General features: G+C 28.3%; 23 protein-coding genes. 15 read left to right on the forward strand and 8 right to left on the reverse strand.

Going from position 1 to position 26,675, the window contains the following annotated elements:
• Positions 1 to 33 precede the first annotated feature (33 nt).
• The 14 genes from rpsO (at position 34) to DES33_RS02045 (ending at position 15,141) form a co-directional block, all read left to right on the forward strand.
• Complete coding sequence (gene rpsO / locus DES33_RS01980) at positions 34 to 300, forward strand: 30S ribosomal protein S15 (RefSeq protein ID WP_002838220.1); 267 nt, start codon at positions 34 to 36, stop codon at positions 298 to 300.
• Positions 301 to 346: 46 nt separating this feature from the next.
• Positions 347 to 2,491 carry a polyribonucleotide nucleotidyltransferase gene (locus tag DES33_RS01985; protein ID WP_094224695.1) on the forward strand — a complete coding sequence of 715 codons (2,145 nt, stop codon included), beginning with the start codon at positions 347 to 349 and terminating at the stop codon, positions 2,489 to 2,491.
• Positions 2,492 to 2,542: 51 nt separating this feature from the next.
• Positions 2,543 to 2,974 (forward strand): dUTP diphosphatase, encoded by a 432-nt coding sequence (gene dut, locus DES33_RS01990; RefSeq protein WP_094223464.1) that lies wholly within the window; start codon positions 2,543 to 2,545, stop codon positions 2,972 to 2,974.
• Between the two features lie 2 nt (positions 2,975 to 2,976).
• The gene (locus DES33_RS01995) at positions 2,977 to 5,199 is read left to right on the forward strand and encodes a DNA translocase FtsK (protein ID WP_094224694.1); all 2,223 of its coding nucleotides are present in this window, start codon (positions 2,977 to 2,979) and stop codon (positions 5,197 to 5,199) included.
• Position 5,200: 1 nt separating this feature from the next.
• Positions 5,201 to 5,737, forward strand: a complete 537-nt coding sequence (gene pgsA / locus DES33_RS02000) for a CDP-diacylglycerol--glycerol-3-phosphate 3-phosphatidyltransferase (RefSeq protein WP_102163427.1) — start codon at positions 5,201 to 5,203, stop codon at positions 5,735 to 5,737.
• Between the two features lie 67 nt (positions 5,738 to 5,804).
• A complete protein-coding gene (recA, locus tag DES33_RS02005; protein ID WP_094224692.1) occupies positions 5,805 to 6,896 on the forward strand; it encodes a recombinase RecA in 1,092 nt (363 codons plus the stop codon).
• A gap of 30 nt (positions 6,897 to 6,926) precedes the next feature.
• The gene (locus DES33_RS02010) at positions 6,927 to 7,877 is read left to right on the forward strand and encodes a metallophosphoesterase family protein (RefSeq protein WP_110057957.1); all 951 of its coding nucleotides are present in this window, start codon (positions 6,927 to 6,929) and stop codon (positions 7,875 to 7,877) included.
• A complete protein-coding gene (locus DES33_RS02015; protein ID WP_110057940.1) occupies positions 7,877 to 9,460 on the forward strand; it encodes an AAA family ATPase in 1,584 nt (527 codons plus the stop codon). The genes DES33_RS02010 and DES33_RS02015 overlap by 1 nt, the downstream gene beginning before the upstream one ends.
• Positions 9,460 to 9,699, forward strand: coding sequence for a hypothetical protein (locus DES33_RS02020; protein ID WP_110057941.1), 240 nt, complete (start codon positions 9,460 to 9,462; stop codon positions 9,697 to 9,699). The genes DES33_RS02015 and DES33_RS02020 overlap by 1 nt, the downstream gene beginning before the upstream one ends.
• Positions 9,686 to 10,348 carry a chromosome partitioning protein ParA gene (locus DES33_RS02025; protein ID WP_110057942.1) on the forward strand — a complete coding sequence of 221 codons (663 nt, stop codon included), beginning with the start codon at positions 9,686 to 9,688 and terminating at the stop codon, positions 10,346 to 10,348. Before DES33_RS02020 ends, DES33_RS02025 begins: the two co-directional genes overlap by 14 nt.
• Positions 10,349 to 10,466: 118 nt before the next feature.
• Entirely contained in the window at positions 10,467 to 12,008 is a 1,542-nt protein-coding gene (gene rny / locus DES33_RS02030) for a ribonuclease Y (RefSeq protein ID WP_110057943.1), read from the forward strand.
• Between the two features lie 68 nt (positions 12,009 to 12,076).
• Complete coding sequence (locus tag DES33_RS02035) at positions 12,077 to 12,898, forward strand: PHP domain-containing protein (protein WP_110057944.1); 822 nt, start codon at positions 12,077 to 12,079, stop codon at positions 12,896 to 12,898.
• On the forward strand, positions 12,885 to 14,051 hold the full coding sequence (locus tag DES33_RS02040; protein WP_110057945.1) for a pyridoxal phosphate-dependent aminotransferase: 1,167 nt from the start codon (positions 12,885 to 12,887) through the stop codon (positions 14,049 to 14,051). The genes DES33_RS02035 and DES33_RS02040 overlap by 14 nt, the downstream gene beginning before the upstream one ends.
• Positions 14,052 to 14,160: 109 nt before the next feature.
• A complete protein-coding gene (locus DES33_RS02045) occupies positions 14,161 to 15,141 on the forward strand; it encodes a tyrosine recombinase XerC (RefSeq protein ID WP_094224685.1) in 981 nt (326 codons plus the stop codon).
• A 75-nt stretch (positions 15,142 to 15,216) separates the two neighbouring features.
• Here the strand turns inward: DES33_RS02045 and DES33_RS02050 are convergent, their stop codons facing one another.
• Complete coding sequence (locus tag DES33_RS02050; protein ID WP_110057946.1) at positions 15,217 to 15,528, reverse strand: LysM peptidoglycan-binding domain-containing protein; 312 nt, start codon at positions 15,526 to 15,528, stop codon at positions 15,217 to 15,219.
• 174 nt (positions 15,529 to 15,702) lie between these two features.
• Here DES33_RS02050 and lexA point away from each other — a divergent pair, with 174 nt between their 5' ends.
• A complete protein-coding gene (lexA, locus tag DES33_RS02055; RefSeq protein WP_002836400.1) occupies positions 15,703 to 16,329 on the forward strand; it encodes a transcriptional repressor LexA in 627 nt (208 codons plus the stop codon).
• A gap of 49 nt (positions 16,330 to 16,378) precedes the next feature.
• Here lexA and DES33_RS02060 read toward each other — a convergent pair whose 3' ends face one another.
• From DES33_RS02060 to DES33_RS02090, 7 genes are read right to left on the reverse strand one after another with little or no spacing between them, the layout of a single operon-like run.
• Entirely contained in the window at positions 16,379 to 17,653 is a 1,275-nt protein-coding gene (locus tag DES33_RS02060; protein ID WP_110057947.1) for a methionine gamma-lyase family protein, read from the reverse strand.
• Positions 17,640 to 18,584 (reverse strand): tRNA (adenosine(37)-N6)-dimethylallyltransferase MiaA, encoded by a 945-nt coding sequence (gene miaA / locus DES33_RS02065; RefSeq protein ID WP_110057948.1) that lies wholly within the window; start codon positions 18,582 to 18,584, stop codon positions 17,640 to 17,642. Before miaA ends, DES33_RS02060 begins: the two co-directional genes overlap by 14 nt.
• Positions 18,581 to 20,464 carry a DNA mismatch repair endonuclease MutL gene (gene mutL, locus DES33_RS02070; RefSeq protein ID WP_110057949.1) on the reverse strand — a complete coding sequence of 628 codons (1,884 nt, stop codon included), beginning with the start codon at positions 20,462 to 20,464 and terminating at the stop codon, positions 18,581 to 18,583. The genes miaA and mutL overlap by 4 nt, the downstream gene beginning before the upstream one ends.
• A complete protein-coding gene (gene mutS / locus DES33_RS02075) occupies positions 20,457 to 23,036 on the reverse strand; it encodes a DNA mismatch repair protein MutS (protein ID WP_110057950.1) in 2,580 nt (859 codons plus the stop codon). The genes mutL and mutS overlap by 8 nt, the downstream gene beginning before the upstream one ends.
• Before the next feature lies 1 nt (position 23,037).
• The gene (gene miaB, locus DES33_RS02080; protein WP_110057951.1) at positions 23,038 to 24,423 is read right to left on the reverse strand and encodes a tRNA (N6-isopentenyl adenosine(37)-C2)-methylthiotransferase MiaB; all 1,386 of its coding nucleotides are present in this window, start codon (positions 24,421 to 24,423) and stop codon (positions 23,038 to 23,040) included.
• A gap of 56 nt (positions 24,424 to 24,479) precedes the next feature.
• A complete protein-coding gene (locus DES33_RS02085) occupies positions 24,480 to 25,154 on the reverse strand; it encodes a protein phosphatase 2C domain-containing protein (protein WP_110057952.1) in 675 nt (224 codons plus the stop codon).
• A 1-nt stretch (position 25,155) separates the two neighbouring features.
• Positions 25,156 to 26,592: a PASTA domain-containing protein gene (locus DES33_RS02090; protein WP_110057953.1), complete on the reverse strand. Its 1,437-nt coding sequence runs from the start codon at positions 26,590 to 26,592 to the stop codon at positions 25,156 to 25,158.
• Positions 26,593 to 26,675: the final 83 nt, after the last annotated feature.

The following is a 26,675-nucleotide window of genomic DNA, read 5'->3' on the forward strand; positions in this document are numbered from 1 at the left end:
TAATGGTGAATATTAAATTTTATGGAGGAAATTATGTACAACAAAGAAATCAAAGAAGAAATAATCAAAGAATACCAAACAAAAGAAGGAGACACTGGTTCTCCAGAAGTTCAAGTAGCTTTATTGACTTACAGAATAAACTACTTAACTGAACATTTAAAGTCTCATAAGAATGATCACCATTCAAGAAGAGGTCTTTTCAAAATGATCGGTAAAAGAAGAAATCTTCTTAACTATCTTAGCAATAAAGACATTGAAAGATACCGTGATTTAATTAAAAGATTAAACATTAGAAGATAATTGAAAGAGCGGGTTTTTCCGCTCTTTTTATTTATAAGGAGAATATATGATAAAAAAATATGAATATGATTTATGCGGTAAAAAAATAGAAGTTACGATTGGAAAAGTTGCTGAACAAGCTAATGGAGCATGTTTAATTCAATCTGGAGAAACCGTACTTCTAGTTACTGCTGTAGGATCAAAAGAGCCACGTGAGGGAGTTGATTTCTTCCCATTAACATGCGATTTTGAAGAAAAACTTTATTCTGTAGGAAAAATCCCAGGAGGATTTATAAAGCGTGAAGGTAGACCTAGTGAAAAAGCTACATTAACTGCTAGACTAATCGATAGACCTTTAAGACCATTATTCCCTGAAGGATATCATAATGATGTACAAGTTATAGCTACTGCACTTTCTGTGGATCAAGATAATACTCCCGATATTTTAGCTATGATAGGATCATCTATCGCATTGAGCATTTCGGATATTCCTTTCTTAGGACCTACTGGTTCTGTAGCTGTAGGAATGATTGATGGTGAATTTATTATAAATCCTACGCAAGAACAAAGAGATAAGTCTGATCTTGAATTAACTGTAGCTGGTACTAAAGATGCTATCATGATGGTTGAAGCTGGATGTAATAATATTACTGAACAACAAGTGTTAAAAGCTATACTTAGAGCACATGAAGAAATCAAGAAAATTTGTGAATTTATTGAATCAATTCAAAAAGAATGCGGAAAACCAAAACAAGAATTCGTTCAACCAGAAAAAAATGTAGAGTTAGATGAAGAAGTAAAATCATTCTGTATTGAAGATTTAAAGAAAATTACAGTTAATGAAGATAAATTAGATAGAGAAGATCACATTAATACTCTTAAAAAAGATGTAGTGAATCATTTTGTTGAAAAATATGATGAAAGTATAGCTTCAAAAGTTTCTACTATATATGATGATTTAGAAAAAGCAGAAGTAAGACGTTTAATATTAGAAGATCATATCAGACCTGATAATAGAAAACTTGATCAAATTAGAGAAATAACTTGTGATGTTGATATATTACCTAGACCACATGGTTCAGGTTTGTTTAAAAGGGGTCAAACTCAAGTTTTATCTGTTACAACATTAGGAACTCCATCTGATGCTCAAGTATTAGATGGATTAATTGAACAAGAAGATAAAAGATATATGCATCAATACAACTTCCCACCTTATTCTGTAGGGGACGCAAGACCTTTAAGAAGTCCAGGTAGACGTGAAATTGGTCACGGCGCTTTAGCTGAAAGAGCTCTATTACCTGTAATTCCATCAGAAGAAGAATTCCCATACACAATAAGAGTAGTATCTGAAGTATTAAGTTCTAACGGTTCTAGTTCTCAAGCATCTGTCTGTGGTTCAACACTTAGTTTATTAAATGCAGGTGTTCCAATAAAAGAACCTGTTGCAGGTATTGCCATGGGATTGATTAAGGAAGATGATAATGTTGTAATTCTCTCTGATATTCAAGGTTTAGAAGATCACTTAGGAGATATGGATTTTAAAGTTGCAGGTACAAAAGATGGTATAACTGCATTGCAAATGGATATTAAAATTACTGGAATTTCTGAAGAAATATTAACTGAAGCTTTAGAAAGAGCTAGAGTTGGTAGACTTCATATATTATCATTAATGAACGAATGTATAAGTGAACCAAATAAAGAAATTTCAAAGTATGCTCCTAGAATTATGGTAATTAATATTGCACCTGAAAAAGTAAGAGAAGTTATTGGACCAGGTGGAAAAGTAATAAACAAAATAATTGATGAGACTGGCGTGAAAATTGATACCGAAGATGATGGTAAAATTACAGTAGCTGGTGAAAACACTGAAAGTGCTCAAAGAGCCATAGATATGATTAAAGAAATAGTTAGAGAACCTGAAGTCGGTGAAAAATATTTAGGAAGAGTTACTAAGATTATGAATTTTGGTGCTTTTGTTGAAATATTACCTGGAAAAGAAGGTCTTCTTCACATATCTAATATAGCACATGAAAGAACTAATAAAGTTGAAGATGTTTTAAAAGAAAACGATGAAATAATGGTAAAACTTATGGATATTGATGAACAAGGTAAGATGACACTGTCCAGAAAAGCTCTTTTACCAAAACCCGAAAGAAAAGAAAAGAAGAATTTTGATAAAAAATCTGAAGATAAAAATATAGAAGATAAATAATTAATAGTTGAGTAATTTTATTACTCAACTATATTTTTGAAAGGGGACATTATGAAAGTTAAAATAATTAATAAATCTAATAACCCTCTACCAAAATATTCAACAATTGGGTCTAGTGGTATGGATTTGAGAGCTTATACTGAAAATGATATAACTTTAAAACCACTTGAAAGAACTCTTGTACCTACTGGAATATATATTGCAATTCCAGAAGGTTATGAGGTTCAAATCAGACCAAGAAGTGGTTTGAGTATTAAACATGGAATAACTCTGATAAATTGTGTTGGTACTATAGACAGTGATTACAGAGGAGAATTAAAAATTCCTGTAGTCAATTTATCGAATGAGGAATATACAATTTCATCTGGGGATAGAATTTGTCAAATGATACTTCAAAAATACGAAAATATTCAATTTGAGGAAGTTGAAGTACTAGATGAAACAGATAGAAATGATGGCGGATTTGGCCATACAGGCTACTAATTATGGCTAGAAATACTAAATCACGAAACAAAACTCAATCAAAATCTAATAGCAAAAAAAATGCTAAATCTTCGACAAAATTAATAATTATATTAGTGTTAATTATTTCACTTATTTTTATGGCTAGTAGTAGAGTTGGTGTTTTGGGAATTATTGTAAAAAATATATACTTTAATACTTTTGGCATCTTTTCATACGTTTTTATATCATTAGGTATACTGTATACAATATCGACGATATCTGATATAAACCATGGAAATAAACTAAGAAAAATTACTTATATATTGGCTGTTTCTTCAATATTCGTAATGAGTTTAATTAATATATCAAACTATCCAAATCTTAATATTAATCAAAGGATTGATTTGAATTTAAATTTAGCAAATGACTACAGTGGTATTGGAGTAATTGGAGCTATTATAGCATCAATATTAAACATTGCTATAGGCTACATAGGTTTATATGTTGCACTCGTTTTTTGTTCTTTGTTTTTTATATCTGCAATAATGAATTTAACTTTAAAAGAGTTATTTCAAGAAATTTTTACTTTTGTTAAAAAGACATTAATAGATATAAAAACAAAAAATAAAAAGAACAAAAAAAATAAAAGTATCGAAAAATCACACGAGATTAAGCAAAATAAACCTATAAAAGAAAGAATTTCTAAAAATCCTATTAAAGAAAAGTCTGATTTAAATAAATCTACAGAATATGAACCTCCAAAACCAAAACTCAACGATTATAAATCGAATGAAAAAGAATCCGGAGAACAACTATCTGTTATAGACTTTGGTGAATTCTCTGGACAAAGTAATTATACTTTTCCACCATTAGAACTTTTGAAAAATGCTGAATATGCGGAAGATAATGATGATTCTGTTTTACAGAAAGCAAAAATGATTGAAGAAACTTTAAAAAACTTTTCAATAGATGCGACTGTTGTTCAAATCGATAGAGGTCCTACGGTTACTTGCTATGAATTAGAGCCTAAGGCAGGGGTGAAAGTCTCAAGAATAGTCAATCTAGCAGATGACCTATCACTTTCTTTAGCTACAAGTGGAATTAGAATACAAGCTCCTATTCCCGGTAAATCAGTAGTTGGAATTGAAGTAGAAAATGATGTTAAAAATTCTGTAATGTTAAAAGAGATTTTAATGTCTGATAATTTTGTTAAAGAAAAATCGTTGATGCCAATAGCTTTAGGAAAAGATATTTCTGGGAAATGTATTGTAACTTCCGTTGATAAGATGCCACATCTACTTATAGCAGGAGCTACTGGTAGTGGTAAATCTGTTTGCATAAATACAATAATAATGAGTATTTTGTATAAGTCAAATCCAAATGATGTAAAACTTATATTGATTGATCCAAAAGTTGTCGAATTGAGTATATACAATAATATTCCACATCTTGCTATACCGGTTGTTACAGATCCAAAAAAGGCAAGTGCTGCTTTGAACTGGGCTGTAAGGGAAATGGAAAGAAGATACCAAATATTTTCAGAGAATCACGTTCGAGATATCAAAGCTTACAATAAGAAAAATAAAAATGATGAACTTGAAAAACTACCATATATTGTTATTATTATAGATGAGTTAAGTGATTTGATGATGGTCTCAGCAAATGATGTTGAAGACGCTATTTGCAGACTAGCTCAAATGGCAAGAGCGTGTGGTATCCATCTAATTATTGCAACTCAAAGACCAACAGTGGATGTAATTACTGGTACAATAAAAGCAAATGTACCGTCTAGAATTTCTTTTGCTGTTAGTAGCCAAATAGATTCAAGGACTATTTTAGATCAATCCGGTGCAGAAAAGCTTATAGGAAGAGGGGATATGTTATTTTTCCCATCATCAATGGCAAAACCTAGTAGGGTTCAAGGAGCTTTTATTTCTGATGAAGAAGTCGATAATGTAGTTAAATTCTTAATAAATAAAAATGAAACCAATTATAAAGAAGAAATCATAGAAGACATAGATAAATCAGACAGTATTGATCTTGAAGATGATGATACAGATATTTTATTTACAGATGCTGTTGAAATTATTTTGAATGAAGATTCTGCATCTATTTCGCTATTACAAAGAAAATTAAAAATAGGATATGCTAGGGCTGGAAGAATTATAGATCAAATGGAAGAAAAAGGTATTGTTGGTCCTAGTGAGGGAAGCAAGCCTAGAAAAATTTTAATACCTAAAGATTATTTAGAAAGACGTGATTGATATGAATATTGCAAATAAGTTCACAACATTAAGAGTAATTTTAATACCATTTTTTGTAGCATCATTACTGATATTCAAAACAGACAATTATATACCTGCGTTAATATTTATAATCTCTGCAATAACAGATTTTATTGATGGTCAACTCGCTAGAAGGAAAAATTTAGTTACTACATTTGGAAAGTTTATGGATCCATTAGCAGACAAAATGTTGAGTTGCAGTGCATTAATTGTCCTAGTACAACTAGGAAAAGTTCCTGCATGGAGCGTGGTTATAGTTGTATTAAGAGAACTTACTATTAGCGGTTTCAGAATATTAGCTGCATCTAATGGAGTTACATTAGCAGCAAGTTATTGGGGAAAATCAAAAACTATGACACAATTTATCGCTATTGTTTTAATTTTGATTAATACTGGGGATAAATTAGGGTTTGCTTTAGATATGTACCTATATTATATATCGATTGTATTAACTGTAATCAGTTTATGTGATTATATTTTTAAGAATGTTAATGTATTAGATTTAAAAAATATATAATTATTTTTTGGTTTGTGGTATAATAAACATAAGAACTTATGTTCTGTTTAATTTTTAGGAGGTAGTCATGGATTTTGCTAATGGATCTGAAAAAGATCAAGCTTTAAGAGAAGCTTTTGCAAGCATTGAAAAACAATTTGGAAAAGGCTCTATAATGAAACTCGGAGATCATGTTCAAAAAGATATCGAAGCTATTCCTACTGGAGCTATAAATTTGGATGTTGCTTTAGGAATAGGTGGCTTACCAAGAGGTAGAGTTATTGAGATTTATGGACCTGAATCTTCTGGTAAAACAACTTTGGCACTCCATGTAGTTGCTGAAGCACAAAAGATGGGTGGTACTGCAGCTTTTATCGATGCTGAACACGCATTAGACGCAATTTATGCTAAAAACTTGGGTGTAGATACAGACAATCTTATCATTTCACAACCAGATACAGGTGAACAAGCTTTAGGAATATGTGATTCTCTTGTAAGAAGTTCTGCTGTAGATATTATTATCATTGACTCTGTTGCAGCACTAGTTCCAAGAGCTGAAATAGAAGGAAATATGGGAGACAGCCATGTTGGTCTACAAGCAAGACTAATGTCTCAAGCTTTACGTAAATTAACAGGTGTTATTTCCAAGAGCAATTGTACAGTTATTTTCATTAACCAACTTAGAGAAAAAGTTGGAATAATGTTTGGTAATCCAGAAGTTACAACGGGTGGTAGAGCTTTAAAATTCTATTCTTCAGTTAGAATTGAAATTAGAAGAGGAGAAGCTATTAGAAAAGGTGACGATATTGTTGGAAATCGTACTAAAGTTAAAATCGTCAAAAACAAAGTAGCACCTCCATTTAAACAAGTAGAATTCGACATTATGTACGGAGAAGGTATTTCTAAAATAGGTACAATATTAGACTTAGCCACTGACTGCAAAGTTGTAAAAAAAGCAGGTGCTTGGTACAGTTATGAAGATGAAAAATTAGGACAAGGTCGAGAAAACTCTAAAGTATTTTTAGAAGAAAATCCAAAAATACTAGAAGAAATTATCGATAAAACTTATGAATTTTATGGATTAAGATCAAAAGAGGATTCAGAGGCTATCAAAACAGAAAATAACGATGATATAAAAGACGAATCGAATAACAAAATAAGTGAGGATGAATTAGACTAGGGCAAGTATTACTTGCCCACTATTTCTATTATGAAGATATTATTTTTTACAGATACACATATAAAATCTAGAAATCCTAGATCTAGAATTGACGATTACGAAGATTCTATTTATAAAAAAATTGAAGAAATAAGAGAAATATCAATAAATGAAAATGTTGACATGATACTTCACGGTGGAGATTTATTTGATAAAGCAGATGTTGGAATAAAAACAGCATCAAAATTTGGTAAATTATTTCAAACTTTTCCGAAGAAAATTCACATAATAAGTGGGAATCATGATATATATGGTTATAATCCAAACTCTATAGATAGAGCTATGATGGGACTATACAATTCATTAGATGTATTAGAACTAGTTGAAGAAGATAAGCCTATTATCATGGAAAGGGATGGTTTGAGGGTTCAAATATCTGGCCAACCATATACTCATGATATTGATTCATCTGATAAATCCTATTATTATCCTAAAAGATTAGATAATGTAGACTATCATATACTAATGATACACAGCTTTTTATTGTATAAGAAATTTATTGAACAAATTGAGTATACTTTAATCGATCAAATTATGGATACTGATTGTGATATTGTTTTAAGTGGTCACTATCATACTGGATTTAAAACTGTAAAAGTCAATGAAAAGTTTTTTGCAAATCCAGGAAGTATTGCTAGAATGACTAATACTGAATCAGAAAGAAAAAGAATACCTAAGGTCTTGATAATCGAACTTACAAAAGATGATATCAAAATTGAAGAAATTTTTCTAAAAAGTGCTAAAAATAGTAGTGAAATTTTTTCTAATGATAAATTAAACCCGTATTCTATTAAAAACAAAAGCCTCTTGGATATAAAAGAAAGACTTTCAAAGTTATCAAGCAATCCGATTATAGACATCAATAACAACTTAAAATCCATAGGAAGAGAAATGAAAATAGATGAAGAAATTATTGATGAAGCCATAAGGAGAATAGAATAATGTATATTACCGATATATATTTAACTAATTTTCAGTCATACGAACGAGGTCATTTTGAGCTTTCAGAAAAAGTGAACTTAATTACAGGTGCTTCTGATAGTGGGAAAACCGCCTTAATTAGAGCTCTATCATGGGTTTTATTCAATGATTACACAACTGATTTATTAATAAGAAATGGATACAATAATGTTGAAGTCAAAATTGTATTTAACAACGGTAATTTTATTTTAAGAGGTAGAAAAGGTAATACTAATTATTACTACATTAAAAATAATCCTGATAATGAAGAGATAAAGAAATATGAAAATTTTGGTAGAGAAATACCATCAGAAATTCAAGATGATTTTCTTTTTAAAAAAGTTAATCTTCTGAACGAAAAATACAATATTTTAATTGCTTCTCAATTAGAAAATTCATTTTTGCTGTCAGAAACAGATTCTACAAAGGCAAATGCAATTGGCAAATTAGTAAATATTGACATACTGGACAATGCATCCAGAAATGTCTCAAAAGAAATAAAAAGCACAAAAGGAGAATTAAATTTTAAAAAAAGTTTTATCAACGAAAAAGAAGAATCTCTAAATAAATATGATTATTTAAATGAAGAAAAAATAAAAATTGACAACCTAAAAGTTTTATACAATAATTTAGCCAAAAATTTTGAAAAATTAAATATATTGAAAACATTATCCATTAAACTTTCTGAATTAAATGTCAGGATTAAAAATGGTTATAAATACTTAGATAAATACAAGGGACTAGATATTTGTTCAGAAACTTTGCAGAATACAGAAGATAATATTTCTTCCTTCTCAAAACTTAATCAATTATATGAGTATTATCAGCAAATAATAAAAGGTATCAAATCTAGTAATGTAAAATTTAATAATTTAAGATATACGGATTTGATATCAGAAATTATTGATAACATCGATAAAGATCTTACTTTATTGAAGTTTTTGAAACCACTATACGATAGATTAACTTACGTAAAAAGTAGTTATAATAACTATGAAACTATATTAGAGAAATTTAAACAAGTGCCTAAATCTTATAATATCTTATTAAATACTCAAAATGATATCCAAATTTTAAATCAGTTATCTAATTTAAATGAAAATTACTATAGAATTAACCAAGCAATAAGGAATAATAGTCGGGTATTAACAAGTATTAATACATCTAAAGTATCAGAATTAATAAATAGAATTGATAAAAACAAAGAAAAATATATACAACTATATAAACTTAACATTTCTTATCTAAAAATTAATAAAATCATTTTAGACCAAAATGATAAATTAGATAAATTGAAATCTATTAATAATTTACAAATTATATTATTAAATATTAACAATGCTTTCGAATTGTTAAACAAACTAAAAATAATAAAAAACACCTTAGGTGAAAAACAAGAGAATTATCAACAGAATACTAAAGAATTAGCTGAATGTAATTTTTTAATAGATGACTTGATAAATAAATACAAAGAAAATCTTTACAAAGAAAAAATATGTCCATTTTGTCTAAGTGAAATAGATGAAGATCATGTTACTCAAATAGTAAAGGAGTTAAGAAAATAATGAATACTAATGAACGTTTTAACAACATAAAAGAAAGACTTGATAAAGCTAAAGAAGAAAAAAATAGAGCCGAAATTGCATTAGAGAATTTAGAGAAGCAAAAAGAAGATATACTTAATCAGTTGAAAGAATTAAATATAGATCCTGAAAATTTGGAATCAGAAATTACTAAACTTCAAAATCAAATCGAACAAGATTTACAAAAAGCTGAGGAGCTTCTTCCTGATGCAAAAAATTGATTTAACTCAAATTCAATCAAAAATCACTTCTATGGAAATTAAGTATCAAAGTGAATTGGCTGTAAAAAAATCAATAGAAGAAGAAATATTAGCTACAAAAAAAAGTATTGATACTCTTGAAAAGCAAATAGAAAAACTTGAAATCATAAAAATGCTTTATGATAAGACTTCAGAATATTCAAGAGAACAAGCCAAAATTCAAATAGAAAACCTTGTAAGTAGATGTTTAAGTTATATCTTTGAAAAAGAAATGAATTTTAAAATCGAAATAAAAATTAAAAATAACAATCCTTCTGCCAAGTTTTTTATAGAAGAAAGCTTAGATATTGATGGTGAGATTAAAACTTTTACCTACGATATTGTCGATGCTAGAGGTGGTGGAGTAGTAGATATAGTTTCTTTGGCACTAAGAATTTCTTTTATCATGCTATATGAAAATAATCTTGCCAATATTATTGTACTTGATGAACCTTGTAAGCATGTTAGTGAAGACTATATACACAATGTAGCAAATTTTATCAATGAGATCAGTGAGGAATACAATAAACAAATTATAATGATTTCCCATAACGCTCACTTATCAGCTATTGGAGATATTAACTATAGAATTACAAATAGAAATAATACATCTGAAATAGATGTTATATAATTTTCTATTATATATCTAAATATTGACAATCAACGGTATTTGTACTACACTAAAAGAGTAAATTTATCCAAAAGATTTATTTAATGAATATTGAAAATTGAATAAAGGGGGTGTATTTATGAGCACCGCGACATCTTTAATAATTGCTATAATTGCTGCAATTTTAGGTATTGTAATAGGTTTCTTTTTGAGAAAAAGTATGGCCGAGAAAAAAATCAGAAGTGCTGAAGATTATGCTGTTAAAATAATTGAAGATGCAAACAAAGATGCTGAAACTAAGAAGAAAGAACTATTAGTAGAAGCAAAAGATGAAATTTTTAAGATGAAAAGTGATTTGGATCGAGAAAACAAATCTCGATTGAAAGAAATCAGTCGTCAAGAAGATAGACTTAATTCTAAAGAAGAAAATTTAGAACGAAAAAATGCATCATTAGAAAAGAAGCACAAAAAGCTAGATTCAGAATTAAAGAAAGCTGACGATATGCAACAAAAAATTCAATCCATAATAGATGAAAAGGAATTAGAATTGGAAAAAGTTGCAGGATTAACAAGCGATGAAGCCAAGGACATTGTTCTTGATAGAGTTAAATCTGAAACAATACGTGAGCAAGCTGCTATTATTAAAGAAATCGAATCCAAAACTAAGGAAGAATCTGAAAAATTTGCAAGAGAAATCATTAGTACATCAATTCAAAGATATGCCGCAGATCAAGTAGCGGAATCTACTGTGTCTGTTGTTAATTTACCAAATGACGATATGAAAGGTAGAATCATTGGTCGTGAAGGTAGAAACATAAGAGCATTTGAAACTTTAACAGGTGTAGATTTAATAATTGATGATACTCCAGAAGCTGTTGTATTATCAGCTTTTGATCCTGTAAGACGTGAAATTGCAAGAATCGCTTTGGAAAAACTTATAGTTGATGGAAGAATTCATCCTACTAGAATTGAAGAAATGGTTGAAAAAGCCAAGAAAGAAGTAGATAATACTATAAGAGAAAAAGGCGAAGAAGCTTGTGATGAAACTAATGTACATGGTTTACATCCAGAATTGATTAAAATTCTAGGTAAACTACATTACAGAACAAGTTATGGACAAAATGTTCTTAAACATTCTATTGAGGTATCTAATATCGCTGGAATGCTTGCAAGTGAACTAGGAGTAAACGTGAAATTAGCTAAAAGAGGTGGATTACTTCACGATTTAGGAAAAGCAATTGACCACGAAATCGAAGGACCACACGTTGAACTAGGCGTTAACGCTGCCAAAAGATTCAAAGAACCAAAAGATGTTATCAATTGTATTGAGGCTCATCATGGCGATGTTGAACCAACATGTATTGAATCTATATTAGTTCAATCTGCTGATGCAATATCAGCAGCAAGACCTGGAGCTAGACGTGAATCTATGGAAAACTATATCCAAAGATTAGAAAATCTAGAACAAATAGCTAATTCATTTGATGGTATTGAAAGTTCTTATGCTATACAAGCCGGTAGAGAAATCAGAATTATGGTTAAACCAGAAGTTATTGATGAAAGCGCTATGGTTATATTAGCAAAAGATGTAGCTCATAAAATTGAAAGTGAATTAGAATATCCTGGACAAATTAAAGTAAATGTCATAAGAGAAAATAGGGTATCTGATTACGCAAAATAAGAATTAACTTAGAAGGTCAACATTTGTTGACCTTCTTCTAATATGAAAAACTTTAAAAGGATTTAAAAATGATTGATATGCACGTACATTCTACAGAAAGTGATGGAAGATTAAGTATTGAAGAAATTCAAAAAACTGCAAATAAAAATCATATAGATGAAATTGCAATTACTGATCATGATATTTTAATGTCTGCTGATCCAGAACTTTGTAATACTAACATCATTAAAGCTGTAGAATTTGGTATAACTTACAAAAACAAAGAAGTACATATTCTTGGGTACTATGTAGATAGTTCCAATGAAAACTTACGAAAAATTTCTGAATTAGCTATAAATGATAGAGCAAATAGAATTGATATTTTTGAGAAAAATTTTGCTAAATTTGGAATCAAAATTGACAAAGAAAAAGTCCTAAATTATAGTAAGGATAAAGTTTTTTCTAGAAGTAATTTAGCTCAATATTTAGTAGATATTAATATATGCAAAAATAAAAACGAAGCTTTTAACGAATATTTATCTCCAAAAGGTAAATGTTATGTCGCAAAAAACTTCACATCACTAAAAAACATTATTGATTCTATAAAATCAGCTAATGGAGTATGTGTTTTAGCACATCCTATAACATTGAATGATGATAATATTGTAAATGAAATAATAGAAATGGGTATTGATGGAATTGAAGTAATTAATTCAAAGCATTCATTTACTGATATCAAAAAATATTTAAATATAGCGATAAAAAACAAACTAATTTATACAGCAGGAAGCGACTGTCATGGAAAGCAGTTTGATGGTAACTATTTAATGGGAAATTTTGCATTAAATTATACAACACTTAAATCTATAAAAAAACTACACGAATTAAGGAGCAATTATGTTATCAAATAAAATTAACAGTATAAATCCATCTTTAACACTTGAGTTGAGTGCTAAAATTAATAAATTAAAAAAAGAAGGAATAAAAGTCTATAACTTTACAGTTGGAGAACCAGACTTCAAGACTCCAAGATATATAATTGATAAAACTTTAGAGTACTTGGATAACGGAATTGTTAGATATACTGATACTAGCGGAATACCTGATTTACGAGAAGAAATAAGTTTAAAACTTAACAAATGTAATCATATAAAATGCGATAAAGATTCTATAGTTGTATCCACTGGTGCTAAACAAGCAATAGTTAATAGCTTATTTGCATTAACAAATCCTAATGATGAAGTTCTTATACCATCTCCATATTGGTTAAGTTATCCTGAAATGTGTAAATTAACAGATTGTAAGCCTGTCATTTTACCATATAACAAAAACTTCAAAGTCGATGTCGATATATTAAACCAATATAAAAACTCAAACACTAAATGTCTTATATTAAATAATCCTTCTAATCCTACAGGAGTTATCTATTCAGAAGAAGAATTACTTAGTATTGGTAATTGGGCAGTCGAAAATAATGTATATATTATATCTGATGAAATTTACGAAAGATTATCATATGATAAAGAATTTATAAGTATAGGCTCATTATCTGATGAAATTAATGAGATAACAATAACAATTAATGGTTTTTCAAAGGCTTATGCAATGACTGGATTCAGGTTGGGATATTCTTGTAGCACTAAGGAAGTCTCTAAGCTCATAAAAAGACTTCAAGGACATATTACATCCAATGCTAATACATTGAGCCAAATAGCCGGTTTAACAGCTTTAAAAGACGAATCTGATGAAGTAGAGAAAATGATTTGTGAATTTAAGTCCAGAAGAGACTATATAGTATCCAAACTAGATGAATTTGACATAGAATATATTTATCCAGCAGGAGCCTTCTATATATTCATTAAAATAGATCAATTTTATAATAGTACAATTAATAATTCTTTAGAATTATGTAATGAATTGCTTTCCAAATATAACGTTGCATTCGTACCAGGTATTGTTTTTGGAAACGACAAATATATTAGAATGAGCTATGCAACAAGTATTGAAGACATTAAACAAGGATTAGAAAACTTAAAAAATTTTATAGTAGATCAAAAAATATAGCAATTAAAATTTGCTATATTTTTTTGACAAAAGAGGAGGTTTTTGATAAAATTACAATGTCACAAAATAATAATTTTGTGACATTGAGGTTATTGATTTTGGAGGTACTATGAATAGCTATCCTATGATACTTATGGACTTTTTAGACTACTTAGAAACTATTAAAGGACGTTCGTCAAATACAGTTAAAGAATATGCTTACGATATCAATTTAATGATTAAATACATTATAGCGCGTAAGCAAAATATAAAATTAAAATCATTTGATGATATTGTTCAGATTGATTCTTCTGATGTAGATTTGAATTTTTTCAAAAATATTGATGTTATTGATCTGCATTCTTTTATGGGATTTTTAGATCATAATAGATCTAATAGTTCGTCTACACGCAGCCGTAAAACTTCTAGTATCAGAACATTTTATAAGTATCTTATCAATATTAGAAAACTTGATATAATAAACCCTGCAGAACTCTTAGATTCACCAAAAAAAAATATTAGACAACCAGTATATCTTACTCTAGATGAATCACTAGATTTACTTAAAGTTATACTACGTGAAAAAGATGAAGAAATAAAAGCTCGTGATTACTGTATTACAGTATTATTTTTAAACTGTGGCATGAGACTATCAGAGCTTAGTAGCATAAACATCGATCATATAAAAACAAATACATTGAGAGTTATCGGTAAAGGAAACAAAGAAAGAACTGTTTATCTAAATGATATGTGTTTAGATGCTTTAGATAATTATCTTAAACTAAGACCAGAAATCGATAATGACGCACTATTTATCAGCAAAAAAAGAAATCGAATGAGCAATCGTGCAATACAGTACCGAATAGAACATTATTTAAAAGTTGGTGGATTTGACACTAGTATATACAGTGTTCATAAATTACGCCACACAGCAGCTACTTTAATGTATCAATATGGTGATGTCGATATAAAAGTATTACAAGAGATTTTAGGACATGAATCAGTGTCCACCACACAAATATACACACATGTAGATAATAATAGTTTAAGAAATGCAGTAAATAAGAACCCACTTAATAGCTTGAACAACGATTTAAAAAAAAATAAGTAAGAAAGACAAAAAGATCAAGACATGCGCTTGATCTTCATTACTGTTATTAGATAGTATTAGGAGTATAACAGTATCTTATTTATTTATTAAAGGTATGTTCAAATGTTCGCCTACTTTAATTGAGCTACCTTCTATAAATCTATTGTATTGTTTTATTATAGATATAAATTGTCTTGTACTCATATTATCAGGTTTGAATTTTATAGAAATTTTCCATAATGAATCTGATGGTTCTACAATATAATACTCAGTGTTATATTCTTGATTTTCATAATTACCATAACTAAGATTAGAAGTTAGGATTAAAATCATCAAAGACAATGCTACAAAACAAATCGATATAAATCTAAAAAATTTGAACTTATTTGTAATTTTATATTTTTTCATATTTCCTCCCGTTCAGAAACTATTTTCTGCACATATGTTCTACGCTTTTATTCTACAACATATGTTCTTATATGTCAACAAAAGTTTTTATGTTCTATTAAAAAAGGAAACAAATGTTTCATTTCTTGAAGAAATATGATATAATCAAGAAAAGAATAGAAAAGGAGTATATTAATGTACGATGATTTAACCTCTAAGCAAATAGAAATATTAAAATTTATAAAAAGATATATAGATTACAAAGGATATCCCCCTGCTATTCGCGAAATTGGTGATAGTTTGAATATCAATTCTACATCAACTGTTCATAATAATATTTTGAAATTAGAAATGAAGGGTTATTTAAGAAGAGATCCTTTAAAAAATAGAGCTTTAGAAATTATAGATAGTGTTTATGAAGAACAAGAAAACGAAATAAAAAAAGAGACTATAGATGTTCCTATTGTTGGAAAAGTTCAAGCTGGAATGCCAATTTTGGCCATAGAAAATGTCGAAGATACATTTCCTCTTCCTATTGAATATACATCACAAGGTGTAGTATTTATTTTGAAAGTCCAAGGAGAATCTATGATTGAAGATGGAATATTAAACGGTGATAAGATAATTGTACGAAAACAAAATACTGCAAATAATGGTGATATTGTCGTTGCATTAATGGATGAATCAGCAACTGTTAAAAGGTTTTACAGACATTCGGATCATATTGAACTAAGACCTTCTAATTCAACTATGTATCCTATTATTGTAAAAGATGTAGAAATTTTAGGAAAAGTTATTGGCCTATACAGAACTATTTATTAAATAATACCAAGAAAGCCTTCTTATTTTGCAATAGGAAGGCTTTATTAATTTAGATTAGATTTTTATTTTTTAAATTCTTAACAACTTTCATACAAGCAAGTAATGCTTGATTATAACTTAGTGATCCTTGAAAATAAGCTACATATGGCTCTCTTAATGGACCGTCAGCTGAAATCTCTATACTAGAACCATCAATAAAGCTTCCAGATGCCATTATAACTTTATCATCATATCCTGGCATATCCCAAGGATAAGGAACTACGTGTGAATCTACAACAGATGATTCTTGAATAGATCTACAAAATTCAACAACTCTTTCTTCATTTTTTAAAATAATCGCACAAATTATATCACTTCTTTTATCTTCCACATCAGGTATTGTTTTAAATCCCAATTTTTTAAATACATGAGAAAATAATAATGCTGATTTCATAGCTTCTATTGTAATCTTTGGAGCCATAAATAACCCTTGCAGTGTGTTTCTAGTAGTGCCAAAAGTTATTCCTACTTCCTTCCCTATTCCTGGTGCTGTTAATGTATTCGCTACCCTATCTATGATGGACTTTTTACCAGCAATATATCCACCAGAAAGCGCTATTCCACCACCTGGATTTTTTATCAAAGATCCAGCAATAACATCACATCCAACCTCAATAGGTTCTTTGTATTCAGTGAACTCTCCGTAACAGTTGTCAACCATGATGATAATTTCAGGAAACTTATCTTTGATAAATTTAGCTGCTTTTTCAATTTGTTCAATATTTATAGCATTTCTCAAGCTATATCCTGTTGACCTTTGAATAGCAATCATTTTTACTGAAGAGTCTATTTTAGATTCTACAGATTCTAAATCTATATTATTATCGACCAAATCAACATAGTCAAAGTCAATACCATACTCTTTTAAATTACATGGTGAATTACCTTCAATACCTATCACTTCTTGTAATGTATCGTAAGGCAAACCCGTAATATATAATAACTTATCTCCAGGTAATAATACGCCCTTCATTAATAAGCTCAATGCGTGAGTTCCAGAAGCAATTGAAGGTCTAACAAGACAGTCTTCTGCCTTAAAAATATCCCTAAAAATCGCTTCACATTTATCTCTTCCAACATCTCCATATCCATATCCAGTTGTTGATGCAAAATCTGTAGCTTGTAACTTATTATCTTGGAAAGCTTTCAAAACCTTAAGTTGATTAACAAACTCCAAATTCTCCAATTCTTTAAATTTATCTGATAGTTGATTATTACTTTTTATTACTGTATCGTAGCTATAATCATCTACATCATACCATTCTTTTATTTTATCTTTTATCATATAACCATTCTTTCACATTTTCCGAACAAATTTTTTCAATATCTTCAAATTTTTTAAAATCTTTAAAATTCATCCAATGAATTCTTTCATCTTGTCTGAACCAAGTTAATTGTCTCTTGGCATATTTTCTGCTATTTTTTTTCATTAAACTAACCATATCTTTAAAAGAGATCTCATTATTCAAATACATGAAAGCTTCTCTGTAACCTATAGCTTGTATTGATTGGGAATTTTCATCTGTCATTTCATAAATGTACTTACATTCGGCCATAAATCCTTCATCAATCATATCATCTACTCTTTGATTTATCCTTTCATAAAGACTCTCTCTATCATCATTTAGTCCAATTATATAAAAATCATAATCATCATTATAGTGATCAAATTTATCGTTTATTTCACTAAACTTATGTCCAGTAAGCTTATACACTTCAATTGCTCTAATAACACGTCTCACATTGTTCATATGAATTTTACTTGCCGACTCAGGGTCTATATTCTCCAGCATTTCATGAAGTTTTTGATTACCTTGTGATTCTGCAATATTTTCCAATTCATATCTTAATTTTTCATCAGACTTAACAGTGTTAAACTCTAATTTATGTGTTATAGAATTGATATATAATCCTGTTCCTCCAACAATAATTGGAATTTTGTTTTTAGATGAAATTTCTTCAATTTTTTCTATGCAAAGGCTTTGAAATTGCTCTACATTAAAATTTTCATCTGGTTCAACTATATCTATCAAATGATGTTTTATTTTTTTCTGATATTTTAGTTCGACTTTTGCAGTACCAATATCCATATACTTATAGATTTGCATAGAATCTGCAGAAATAATCTGACTGTTTAATCTTTTTGCTAAAAAAATACTCAACCTGGTCTTCCCTACTCCAGTAGGTCCGACGATTACAATACATTTTTTTTTCATTTTATCCTCATAAACATTTTTTCTAAATCTTTTTCATTCATTTCAATAAAAGTTGGCCTTCCATGAGGACAAGTTAATGGATATTCACATTTAAATAAATCTTCTAAAAGTTTAATTATTTCAAAGTTACTTAATGTATCGCCTGATTTTACGCTCATTTTACAAGATCTCTTTATTACTTTAGACTCTATTACGTCAAAAGGATCATTTGAATTCTTAGCAATAGTATCCAAAATATCAGTAAATAAAAACTCAGCATTTGAATTCCCAAATAAATAAGGAACAGCACGAATAACAACGGAATCATCTGAAAAAACATCACTTTCATATCCCAATTCTTCAAATATACTCTTGTTATTTGCATATATTTTCATTAATTCATCAGTTAAAGATATATTAATTGGAAAAACCAAATTTTGAGATACTACTTCTTTATCCTTCATTTGTTTTGTTAATTTTTCATAATTAATTCTCTCATGACATGCGTGTTGGTCAAATAAATAAACTTTACAATCATATTCATCCTTAGCCAAAATATAAGTTTTGAATAAAACTGTTAAGATATCGAATTTTTCATATTTTTTTAAAGAAGATTCAACTTTAATTTGTTCGTTAAAGTTAGTAATTAAAGTATTTTGAGTTTCTATTTTATTGTCTACAACAAAATCTTCGTTAGTTTCTGACTTTCTGATAATATCCTCTGACTCATCTTTGTATCTTATATTTCTCAAATTACTTAATTTTGAATTATCATTGAAAAGATTATAAGAATAAGTAGGTTCTGACACCTTATCGTACTTATAGTTTGTTGTGCTAAAATCAGATTCAAAATAATTTTTTCTTAAATCTTTGTACTTGTCATCATCAGGAATTGACTGGCTAATATTTGCAATTCGTGAATTATTTTCTAATAAAAATCTAACTTTTTTATTAAGTTCTTCCAATATTTCATCTAAAATAGAAATTTTAACTTTTTGTTTATTTGGATGAACATTAACATCTACAAGCTTTGGATTTATTTCAAAAAACAACCAAAATAATGGAAATCTCCCATTAGGTATTACAGATTTATAATTAGATTCTACGGTATTTCTTATGTCTTCAGATTTAACAAATCTTCCATTTAGAAATATATATTGCATTTGTCGATTAGCTCTATACAAATTATTATTTGAAATATAGCCATGGATTTTGTAATCTCGTGAATTTATATCTATATCAATTAAATTATTTGACATCGAAGTACCAAATAAGTTAATAATATTCTCCCTAATTGAAGAATTCTTTTTAGTCTCAAACAGAGTTTTATTATCTTTAATGTATTTAATAGACACATCTGTGTTGCAAATAGCAAATTTGTACATTGTAGTTGTTATTAGATTTGCTTCTGTCTGGTCTGACTTCATAAATTTTTTTCTTACAGGCACATTGTAAAATAAATCCTTGATTACTATTTTAGTGCCGACATTCGTAGCAACATCAGATCCACTAATAACCTTTGAATTTCTAAACTCAACTTTTTTCCCTACTTTTTCTGATTTTGTTCTCGTACTAACAGAAAGTTTACTCACAGCAAGAATACTAGCTAGCGCTTCTCCTCTAAAACCTAATGTCCTTATGTCATACAAATCATCAAATTTTTCAAGCTTACTAGTTGAATGTCTTTTAAACGCTAGTTCTATTTCATCTTTTTCAATTCCAGAACCATTATCGCTAACAGATATAAAATCTTTTCCACCATTTTTAATTTCTACAACAATGGTATCACTTCCAGCATCTATAGAGTTTTCTACCAATTCTTTTATAACTGAAACTGGTCTTTCAATAACTTCACCTGCTGCGATTTTTTGAATTGTATCTTCTGACAATAACTTAATCATCTTTATCACCTAATTTCGAAGCCCTAATAACAAGCTCATTCAACAGTTGTAGGGACTGAAGAGGAGTAATCTCATTTATATTAATATTTTTAATTTCATCCTTGAAATTTTCCAATTCATTAATATTTTTTTCATCGTCATCATCGTTATTAACTGTAAAATCTGCAATTGGTAAATCAATTTTAGTATCTTCCTTGTCAATTTCTTTTAAAATTGATTTTGCACGTTTTATAAGAGTCTTTGGCATTCCAGCTAACTCAGCTACTTCAATACCATAGCTTTTATCAGTCGAACCTCTAGTAATTTTTCTTAAAAATATAATAGAGTCATTAGTTTCTTTTATATCGACTTTCATATTGATGAGATTATCCAACTTTTTTTCTAATTCTGTAAGTTCATGATAATGAGTTGCAAACAAAGTTTTTGCTTTTATATTCTTTGAAATATATTCAACGATAGACCAAGCAAGACTTAGCCCATCAAATGTTGATGTACCTCGACCTATTTCATCTAGAACTAACAAACTATTTGAAGTAGCATACTTGATAATATTGCTCATTTCTTTCATTTCTACCATGAAAGTAGATTCACCTTTAAATAAGTTATCACTTGATCCAATTCTGGTGAAAATCTTATCCACAATCGAAATATTTGCCTTGGTAGCGGGTACGAATGAACCAATTTGGTTCAATATGCAAATTAGGGCTACTTGTCTAAGATACGTAGATTTACCACTCATATTAGGTCCAGTAATTAACTGTATATCATTTTTCCCTGATCCTATTAAAATATCATTAGTTATAAATTCAGATTGACCCACACTTAACTCCACTATAGGATGCCTGGATTCTAGTACATCAATTAATCCATAAGTGTTGATATCAGGCTTAATATAATTATTCAAATAAGCACATTTAGCAAGTGAATTTGACACATCAATGATTGCAATCAGATCAGCTGATTTTTTTATTCTAGACAAATTCTCTAGAATCATTTTTCTAATATCCTCAAATATCTTATATTCAAGTTCAAAGATCTCATCCTCAGAATCTAATATTTTTGATTCTATAGCTTCTAATTGTTTAGTCTTAAATCTTGATGAATTAGTTAATGTTTGTCTTTTTTCATAATCATCTCCAACTTTATTTAAGTTAGATTTGGTTACATCTATGAAGTAACCAAGTTTTTTATTAAATACAATTTTTAAGTTTTTAATTCCTAATCTATCTTTTTCAGACATTTCGTATTCTACTAATTCATTTTTTCCATTCACCCTGTTATATCTCAACTGATCCAATTCAGTAGAAAAATTAGATTTTATTAAGTTTCCTTCTGTCAAAGTTATTGGAGGATCATCAACTATTGATTTATCAATTAAATCGTATATATCTCGTAAATCATCTAATTTTTCTCCTAATAATTGCATGTTTTTCTTATTGCAATTTAAAAGATTTTTTAAATAAGGAATCTTTTCAATAGAAACCTTTAGAGCAATTAAATCCTTGGCATTGGCACTTTTATATGATAATTTCGCTATCAGCCTATCCAAATCGTATATACCATCAAGACAATCTTCTAAATTAACTAATAACTCGTAATCTTTAAAAATTTCTTCAACTCTATTCTGTCTAGTTAGAATTTCTTCTTTATCCATCAATGGTCTTTCTAGATAACTATGCAATAGTCTAGATCCCATAGAAGTTTTTGTATGATTCAATACTCCGAACAAACTACCATTTTTAGAATTTGTGTATAAGTTTTTTTGAATTTCTAGATTAATAACGCTATTAGAATCAATCTGCATAAATTCATTGATAAAATATTTACTAGAGCTATTGATATGAACTAAATCCTCTTGATATCTGAACACATATTTTAATAAATTCGCAACACAAATATTAGTTGTTTCACTGTTGCTATTATCGTATTTTATCTTGCTATTAATAAAATCTAAAGCATTAGTGCTATTATTAACAGTTGTTAATACAATAGAAAACTTAGTTGCTATCGTTTCTAATGATTTAGCTGAAAACTCATGATCATTAAATATTATTTCTTTTGGAGTAATTTTTGAAATCTCGTTTTCAATTATTTTATAAATATCATCAGATGTAGTATTAGTATACGAAATGTTACCTGTTGAAATATCTATATATGAAATAGCAACTTCATTTGATTTTTTTGAAATACTCATCAAGTAATTAAAATTTCCAGTGTCAGAATTCTCATTTTCAATTACTGTAGCAGGAGTATAGATTTTAATGATTCCTCTTTTAACTAAACCTTTTACCAATTTGGGATCTTCAAGTTGTTCACATATAGCAACCTTATATCCTTTTGATACCAATTTATTAATATAAACATCACTCACATGGTAAGGAATACCACACATTGGACATTTTTGGTTTTCTCCACAGTCTCTTTGTGTCAAAACAATTTCAAGTTCTTTGGAAGCTAGTAATGCATCTTCAAAGAACATTTCGTAGAAATCTCCTAATCTAAAAAATAATATACAATCTTTGTTCTGTTCTTTTATTTCTTTGTATTGTTTAATCATAGGAGTATAACCCATATTAATCCACCATTTCCCCTGTTAATGCAAAAGAATTAAAATCTACAATTTTTGTATTTATTAATTTCCCTATATAAGATTTATCACATTTAACATTTACTAACTTAAATGTTCTAGTTCTTCCTGTCATTACTTCTGGATTATTCTTACTTTCTCCTTCAATTAATACTTCTTGTATAGTACCAAGGTATGATTTGTTCTTCTCGTAAAAAATCGGATAAGCAACATCCAAAAGTCTTTCTAATCTATCTTGTTTTACATCTTCATCAACTTGATCTTCAAACAAGTCAGCTTTTGTTCCTGGTCTTCTGTTATATTTAAATGTAAAAGCTTGTTCGTATCCAACCTTTCTAACCACATCTAAAGTGTCTTGAAAATCTTCTTCTGTTTCTCCAGGAAATCCTACTATAATGTCTGTTGAAAAAGTAATTCCTTGTACGCTTTTCTTTAATTTTTCTATCTTCTCTAAGTAAGATTCCTTAGTATATCTTCTGTGCATTCTTTCTAAAACTGAATTTGACCCAGCTTGAAAAGGTAGATGAATGTTTTCACAAACTTTATCTAATTTACCCATAGCGTCAATTAATTCATCCGAGATATCTTTAGGATGACTTGTTAAAAATCTTAATCTTTCAAGTCCTTCAACATCATTAACCTTTGTTAATAACTCGGTAAAAGTAACAGGATTTTCAAGTGTTTTTCCGTAAGAATTTACATTTTGTCCAAGTAAAGTTATATCTTTATATCCTTGATCTACCATTCTTTTTACTTCTGATAAAATACTTTCAACAGAGCGACTCTGTTCTCTGCCTCTCGCATAAGGAACTATACAATAAGTACAAAAGTTATTGCATCCTGTCATTATATTCACATAACCAACATATTCATTTTCCCTTTTAATAGCAATATCTTCATCAATATCATCTTTTCTTTCGATATCTACAACTAATTTTCCGCTGCTTAGGTGTCTATCTATAAGATATGGTAATGAATTTATGTTATTTACTCCAAAGACTATATCTACCTGTGGATATTTTTCTCTAATTATATCTCTTGCTGGACCAGTCTGCATCATACATCCACAGACAGCGATTAGCATATCGGGATTCTCTCTTTTTAAGTTTTTTAATGCTCCCAATTGTCCATAGACTTTCATTTCTGCATTTTCTCTTACCAAACAAGTATTAAAAATTATAAAATCTGCATCTAATTTTTCATCAGATTGTTCAAACCCCATATTTTCTAGTAATGTTTTGATTTTTTCGGAATCATGTTCGTTCATTTGACAACCATGAGTAATTATCGAATAAGTTGGGGCATGTTGGTGTCTATTTATAAATAAATTAACATAAGAATTTGAAGGCAATTTATTATTGTTTTCTTCCATTTAAATCTCCTTTATAAAATATAAGCCATCGATATTCGACAGCTTATAAATAATTTCTATATTTTAATTAATGTAATTGTTATATTATCATCAGATTTATTAATTACATTTTTTAATAATGTATTGCATTTTTCTTTTACGTTTAAGTTTGATTTCAAAATATATTCAATACTACTATTATCAATGAATTTGTAAAAACCATCTGTCGCCATTAATATTTGGTCATCATCGCTTAATTCTTTAATAATATAATCAGGTTTATCCATACTCAAAAAACCAAGTCCTCTTGTTATAGCATTTTTAAGATTTTCATTGTTTTTTACAACATGGTCTTTTGATATTTGATAAAACCCATATTCATTTTGTAAATAAGCTCTGCTATCTCCAACATTAAATAAATACATCGTATTTTCTTTAATAATAGAGGCTAAGAATGTTGTTCCTATATTATTTAGACAATTATTTGAATTTGAGAAATCCAAAATTTTATAACCTGCATGATGAATTGAGCCATAAATCAAATCTTTCATGCTAAGTTTTTCCTCATAATGATTTTTAAAACAAATCAAAAACTCTTCAACAGCAATTTCTGATGCTTTTTCACCATATTTGCATCCTCCCATTCCATCCGCTATTAAAAATATTTTAGAATCTTTGAAAGTTTCATTTTTAAAGTAGTCTTCATTTTTTTCTCTAAAATCACCCTTATATGAAATAGAAAAATACTCCATTTTATTCCCCACTGTTATTTTCGTTTTTTCTAGTCTTTTCATTATCAAATTCTTGATTATTATTTGAATTAGAATCATTATTATTTATACTAGAGTTATCAGTTTCATCTTCATTAGGTCTTTCATTTTCTTCAGGTGGAGTGTATTCATCTTCAATCGTTTCTGTTTTTCTTATTTTACCAGAACTTACAGTTATAGTTATGAAATCTCCATTTTGAATTTTTCTTCCAGCATCAATACTTTGGGCAATTACTACACCTTCATCATATACTGAGCTTTTTTTGTATCTAACTTTCTTAACATTTACACCTAGATTAGATAGCTCTTTTTTAGCTTTTTTCAAATTTAAACCAATTAAGTTAATCATTGTGTCTTCTTTTTCTAATCCAAGTTCTACCTTAATTTTTTTCTTAAATAAAAGCTTATCGCCAACTTTTGGGCTCTGACCAATAACCACATATTTATTAAAATCTGACTTGTCCACGCTTACTGATTTGTCCACAACTAATTCAATGTCATTTGCTGTAGCCTGGTCAACAGCAAGCCTTAAGTTTTTCCCAACATAATCAGGTGCTTTTGGCCTCAAATTATAATAAAAAATAATTACTGCAGCAGCAAAAAAAGCTAATAATACAGATGTAAAATACACTAAAAAAGACTTAAGATAATTATGTGATTTCTTTTTATTTTTTATCTCTTCTTCCTCAAATAAATTTTCATCTATTTTATAGGACATATTTTTCTCATGCTCATTTTTTAAATCTAATTTAATTGTATTATCTATAGAATCATTATTTGAACCTGTCATTTTATAATTATTAATTTCATTTAAATCTTTCATAATACCTTGTGTATCATCATAAGAATTATTTTTTAGCTTTTGATAAAAGCTATTCAAATTACTATTTTCAATATCTATATTAGAATTTTCTAGAATTTCTAATAATACGCTTATATTATGATTTAACTGAGATGTACTATCTCCAAAATTTTCACCATCAAAGTTTTTAAAAATATCAATCTTAAGATTATTATTTTCATCTACTAACATATTATAAATTCGTAAATTCCCAAAAAATATTCCATTATTTTCAGAATAAATTAAAGATAATAAAATCTTTTTTAAAATATCTAATATAAATGACTCTGAAACATTCTTTCTTTTGAACAAATTATCCAATGATATTCCATCAAAAAACTCATAAGTTAAAAAACACTTATTATTAGAACTAATCATTAGGTCATACATTTCAAGAATATTAGGATGATGTAAGTTTGATAAAGATTTTAAATTATTTGATAATGAATCAAAATATTTTTTGTCGTTATACTCCTTGAAACTAAGGTATCTATTTAATTTTTTATCATAAGCTTTAAATGTCGTAGAAAATTTGTCTTCATTTATTTTTCTTTGAATTTCGTATCTACTATTTTCCACATTTACCTCCAGTATTCTCTTAATATTTTATCATAATTCAATAGCTAAAACAAAAAAAGCTCTCAAAAAATGAGAACTTAAAT

Source organism: Finegoldia magna (genome assembly GCF_003182075.1).
Lineage (GTDB): Bacteria > Bacillota > Clostridia > Tissierellales > Peptoniphilaceae > Finegoldia > Finegoldia magna.

Bases quoted from the DNA above. Each gene is read 5' to 3' on its own strand.
- rpsO (WP_002838220.1), top strand. From the start codon at position 34: ATGTACAACAAAGAAATCAAAGAAGAAATAATCAAAGAATACCAAACA.
- DES33_RS01985 (WP_094224695.1), top strand. From the start codon at position 347: ATGATAAAAAAATATGAATATGATTTATGCGGTAAAAAAATAGAAGTT.
- dut (WP_094223464.1), top strand. From the start codon at position 2,543: ATGAAAGTTAAAATAATTAATAAATCTAATAACCCTCTACCAAAATAT.
- DES33_RS01995 (WP_094224694.1), top strand. From the start codon at position 2,977: ATGGCTAGAAATACTAAATCACGAAACAAAACTCAATCAAAATCTAAT.
- pgsA (WP_102163427.1), top strand. From the start codon at position 5,201: ATGAATATTGCAAATAAGTTCACAACATTAAGAGTAATTTTAATACCA.
- recA (WP_094224692.1), top strand. From the start codon at position 5,805: ATGGATTTTGCTAATGGATCTGAAAAAGATCAAGCTTTAAGAGAAGCT.
- DES33_RS02010 (WP_110057957.1), top strand. From the start codon at position 6,927: ATGAAGATATTATTTTTTACAGATACACATATAAAATCTAGAAATCCT.
- DES33_RS02015 (WP_110057940.1), top strand. From the start codon at position 7,877: ATGTATATTACCGATATATATTTAACTAATTTTCAGTCATACGAACGA.
- DES33_RS02020 (WP_110057941.1), top strand. From the start codon at position 9,460: ATGAATACTAATGAACGTTTTAACAACATAAAAGAAAGACTTGATAAA.
- DES33_RS02025 (WP_110057942.1), top strand. From the start codon at position 9,686: ATGCAAAAAATTGATTTAACTCAAATTCAATCAAAAATCACTTCTATG.
- rny (WP_110057943.1), top strand. From the start codon at position 10,467: ATGAGCACCGCGACATCTTTAATAATTGCTATAATTGCTGCAATTTTA.
- DES33_RS02035 (WP_110057944.1), top strand. From the start codon at position 12,077: ATGATTGATATGCACGTACATTCTACAGAAAGTGATGGAAGATTAAGT.
- DES33_RS02040 (WP_110057945.1), top strand. From the start codon at position 12,885: ATGTTATCAAATAAAATTAACAGTATAAATCCATCTTTAACACTTGAG.
- DES33_RS02045 (WP_094224685.1), top strand. From the start codon at position 14,161: ATGAATAGCTATCCTATGATACTTATGGACTTTTTAGACTACTTAGAA.
- DES33_RS02050 (WP_110057946.1), bottom strand. From the start codon at position 15,528: ATGAAAAAATATAAAATTACAAATAAGTTCAAATTTTTTAGATTTATA.
- lexA (WP_002836400.1), top strand. From the start codon at position 15,703: ATGTACGATGATTTAACCTCTAAGCAAATAGAAATATTAAAATTTATA.
- DES33_RS02060 (WP_110057947.1), bottom strand. From the start codon at position 17,653: ATGATAAAAGATAAAATAAAAGAATGGTATGATGTAGATGATTATAGC.
- miaA (WP_110057948.1), bottom strand. From the start codon at position 18,584: ATGAAAAAAAAATGTATTGTAATCGTCGGACCTACTGGAGTAGGGAAG.
- mutL (WP_110057949.1), bottom strand. From the start codon at position 20,464: ATGATTAAGTTATTGTCAGAAGATACAATTCAAAAAATCGCAGCAGGT.
- mutS (WP_110057950.1), bottom strand. From the start codon at position 23,036: ATGGGTTATACTCCTATGATTAAACAATACAAAGAAATAAAAGAACAG.
- miaB (WP_110057951.1), bottom strand. From the start codon at position 24,423: ATGGAAGAAAACAATAATAAATTGCCTTCAAATTCTTATGTTAATTTA.
- DES33_RS02085 (WP_110057952.1), bottom strand. From the start codon at position 25,154: ATGGAGTATTTTTCTATTTCATATAAGGGTGATTTTAGAGAAAAAAAT.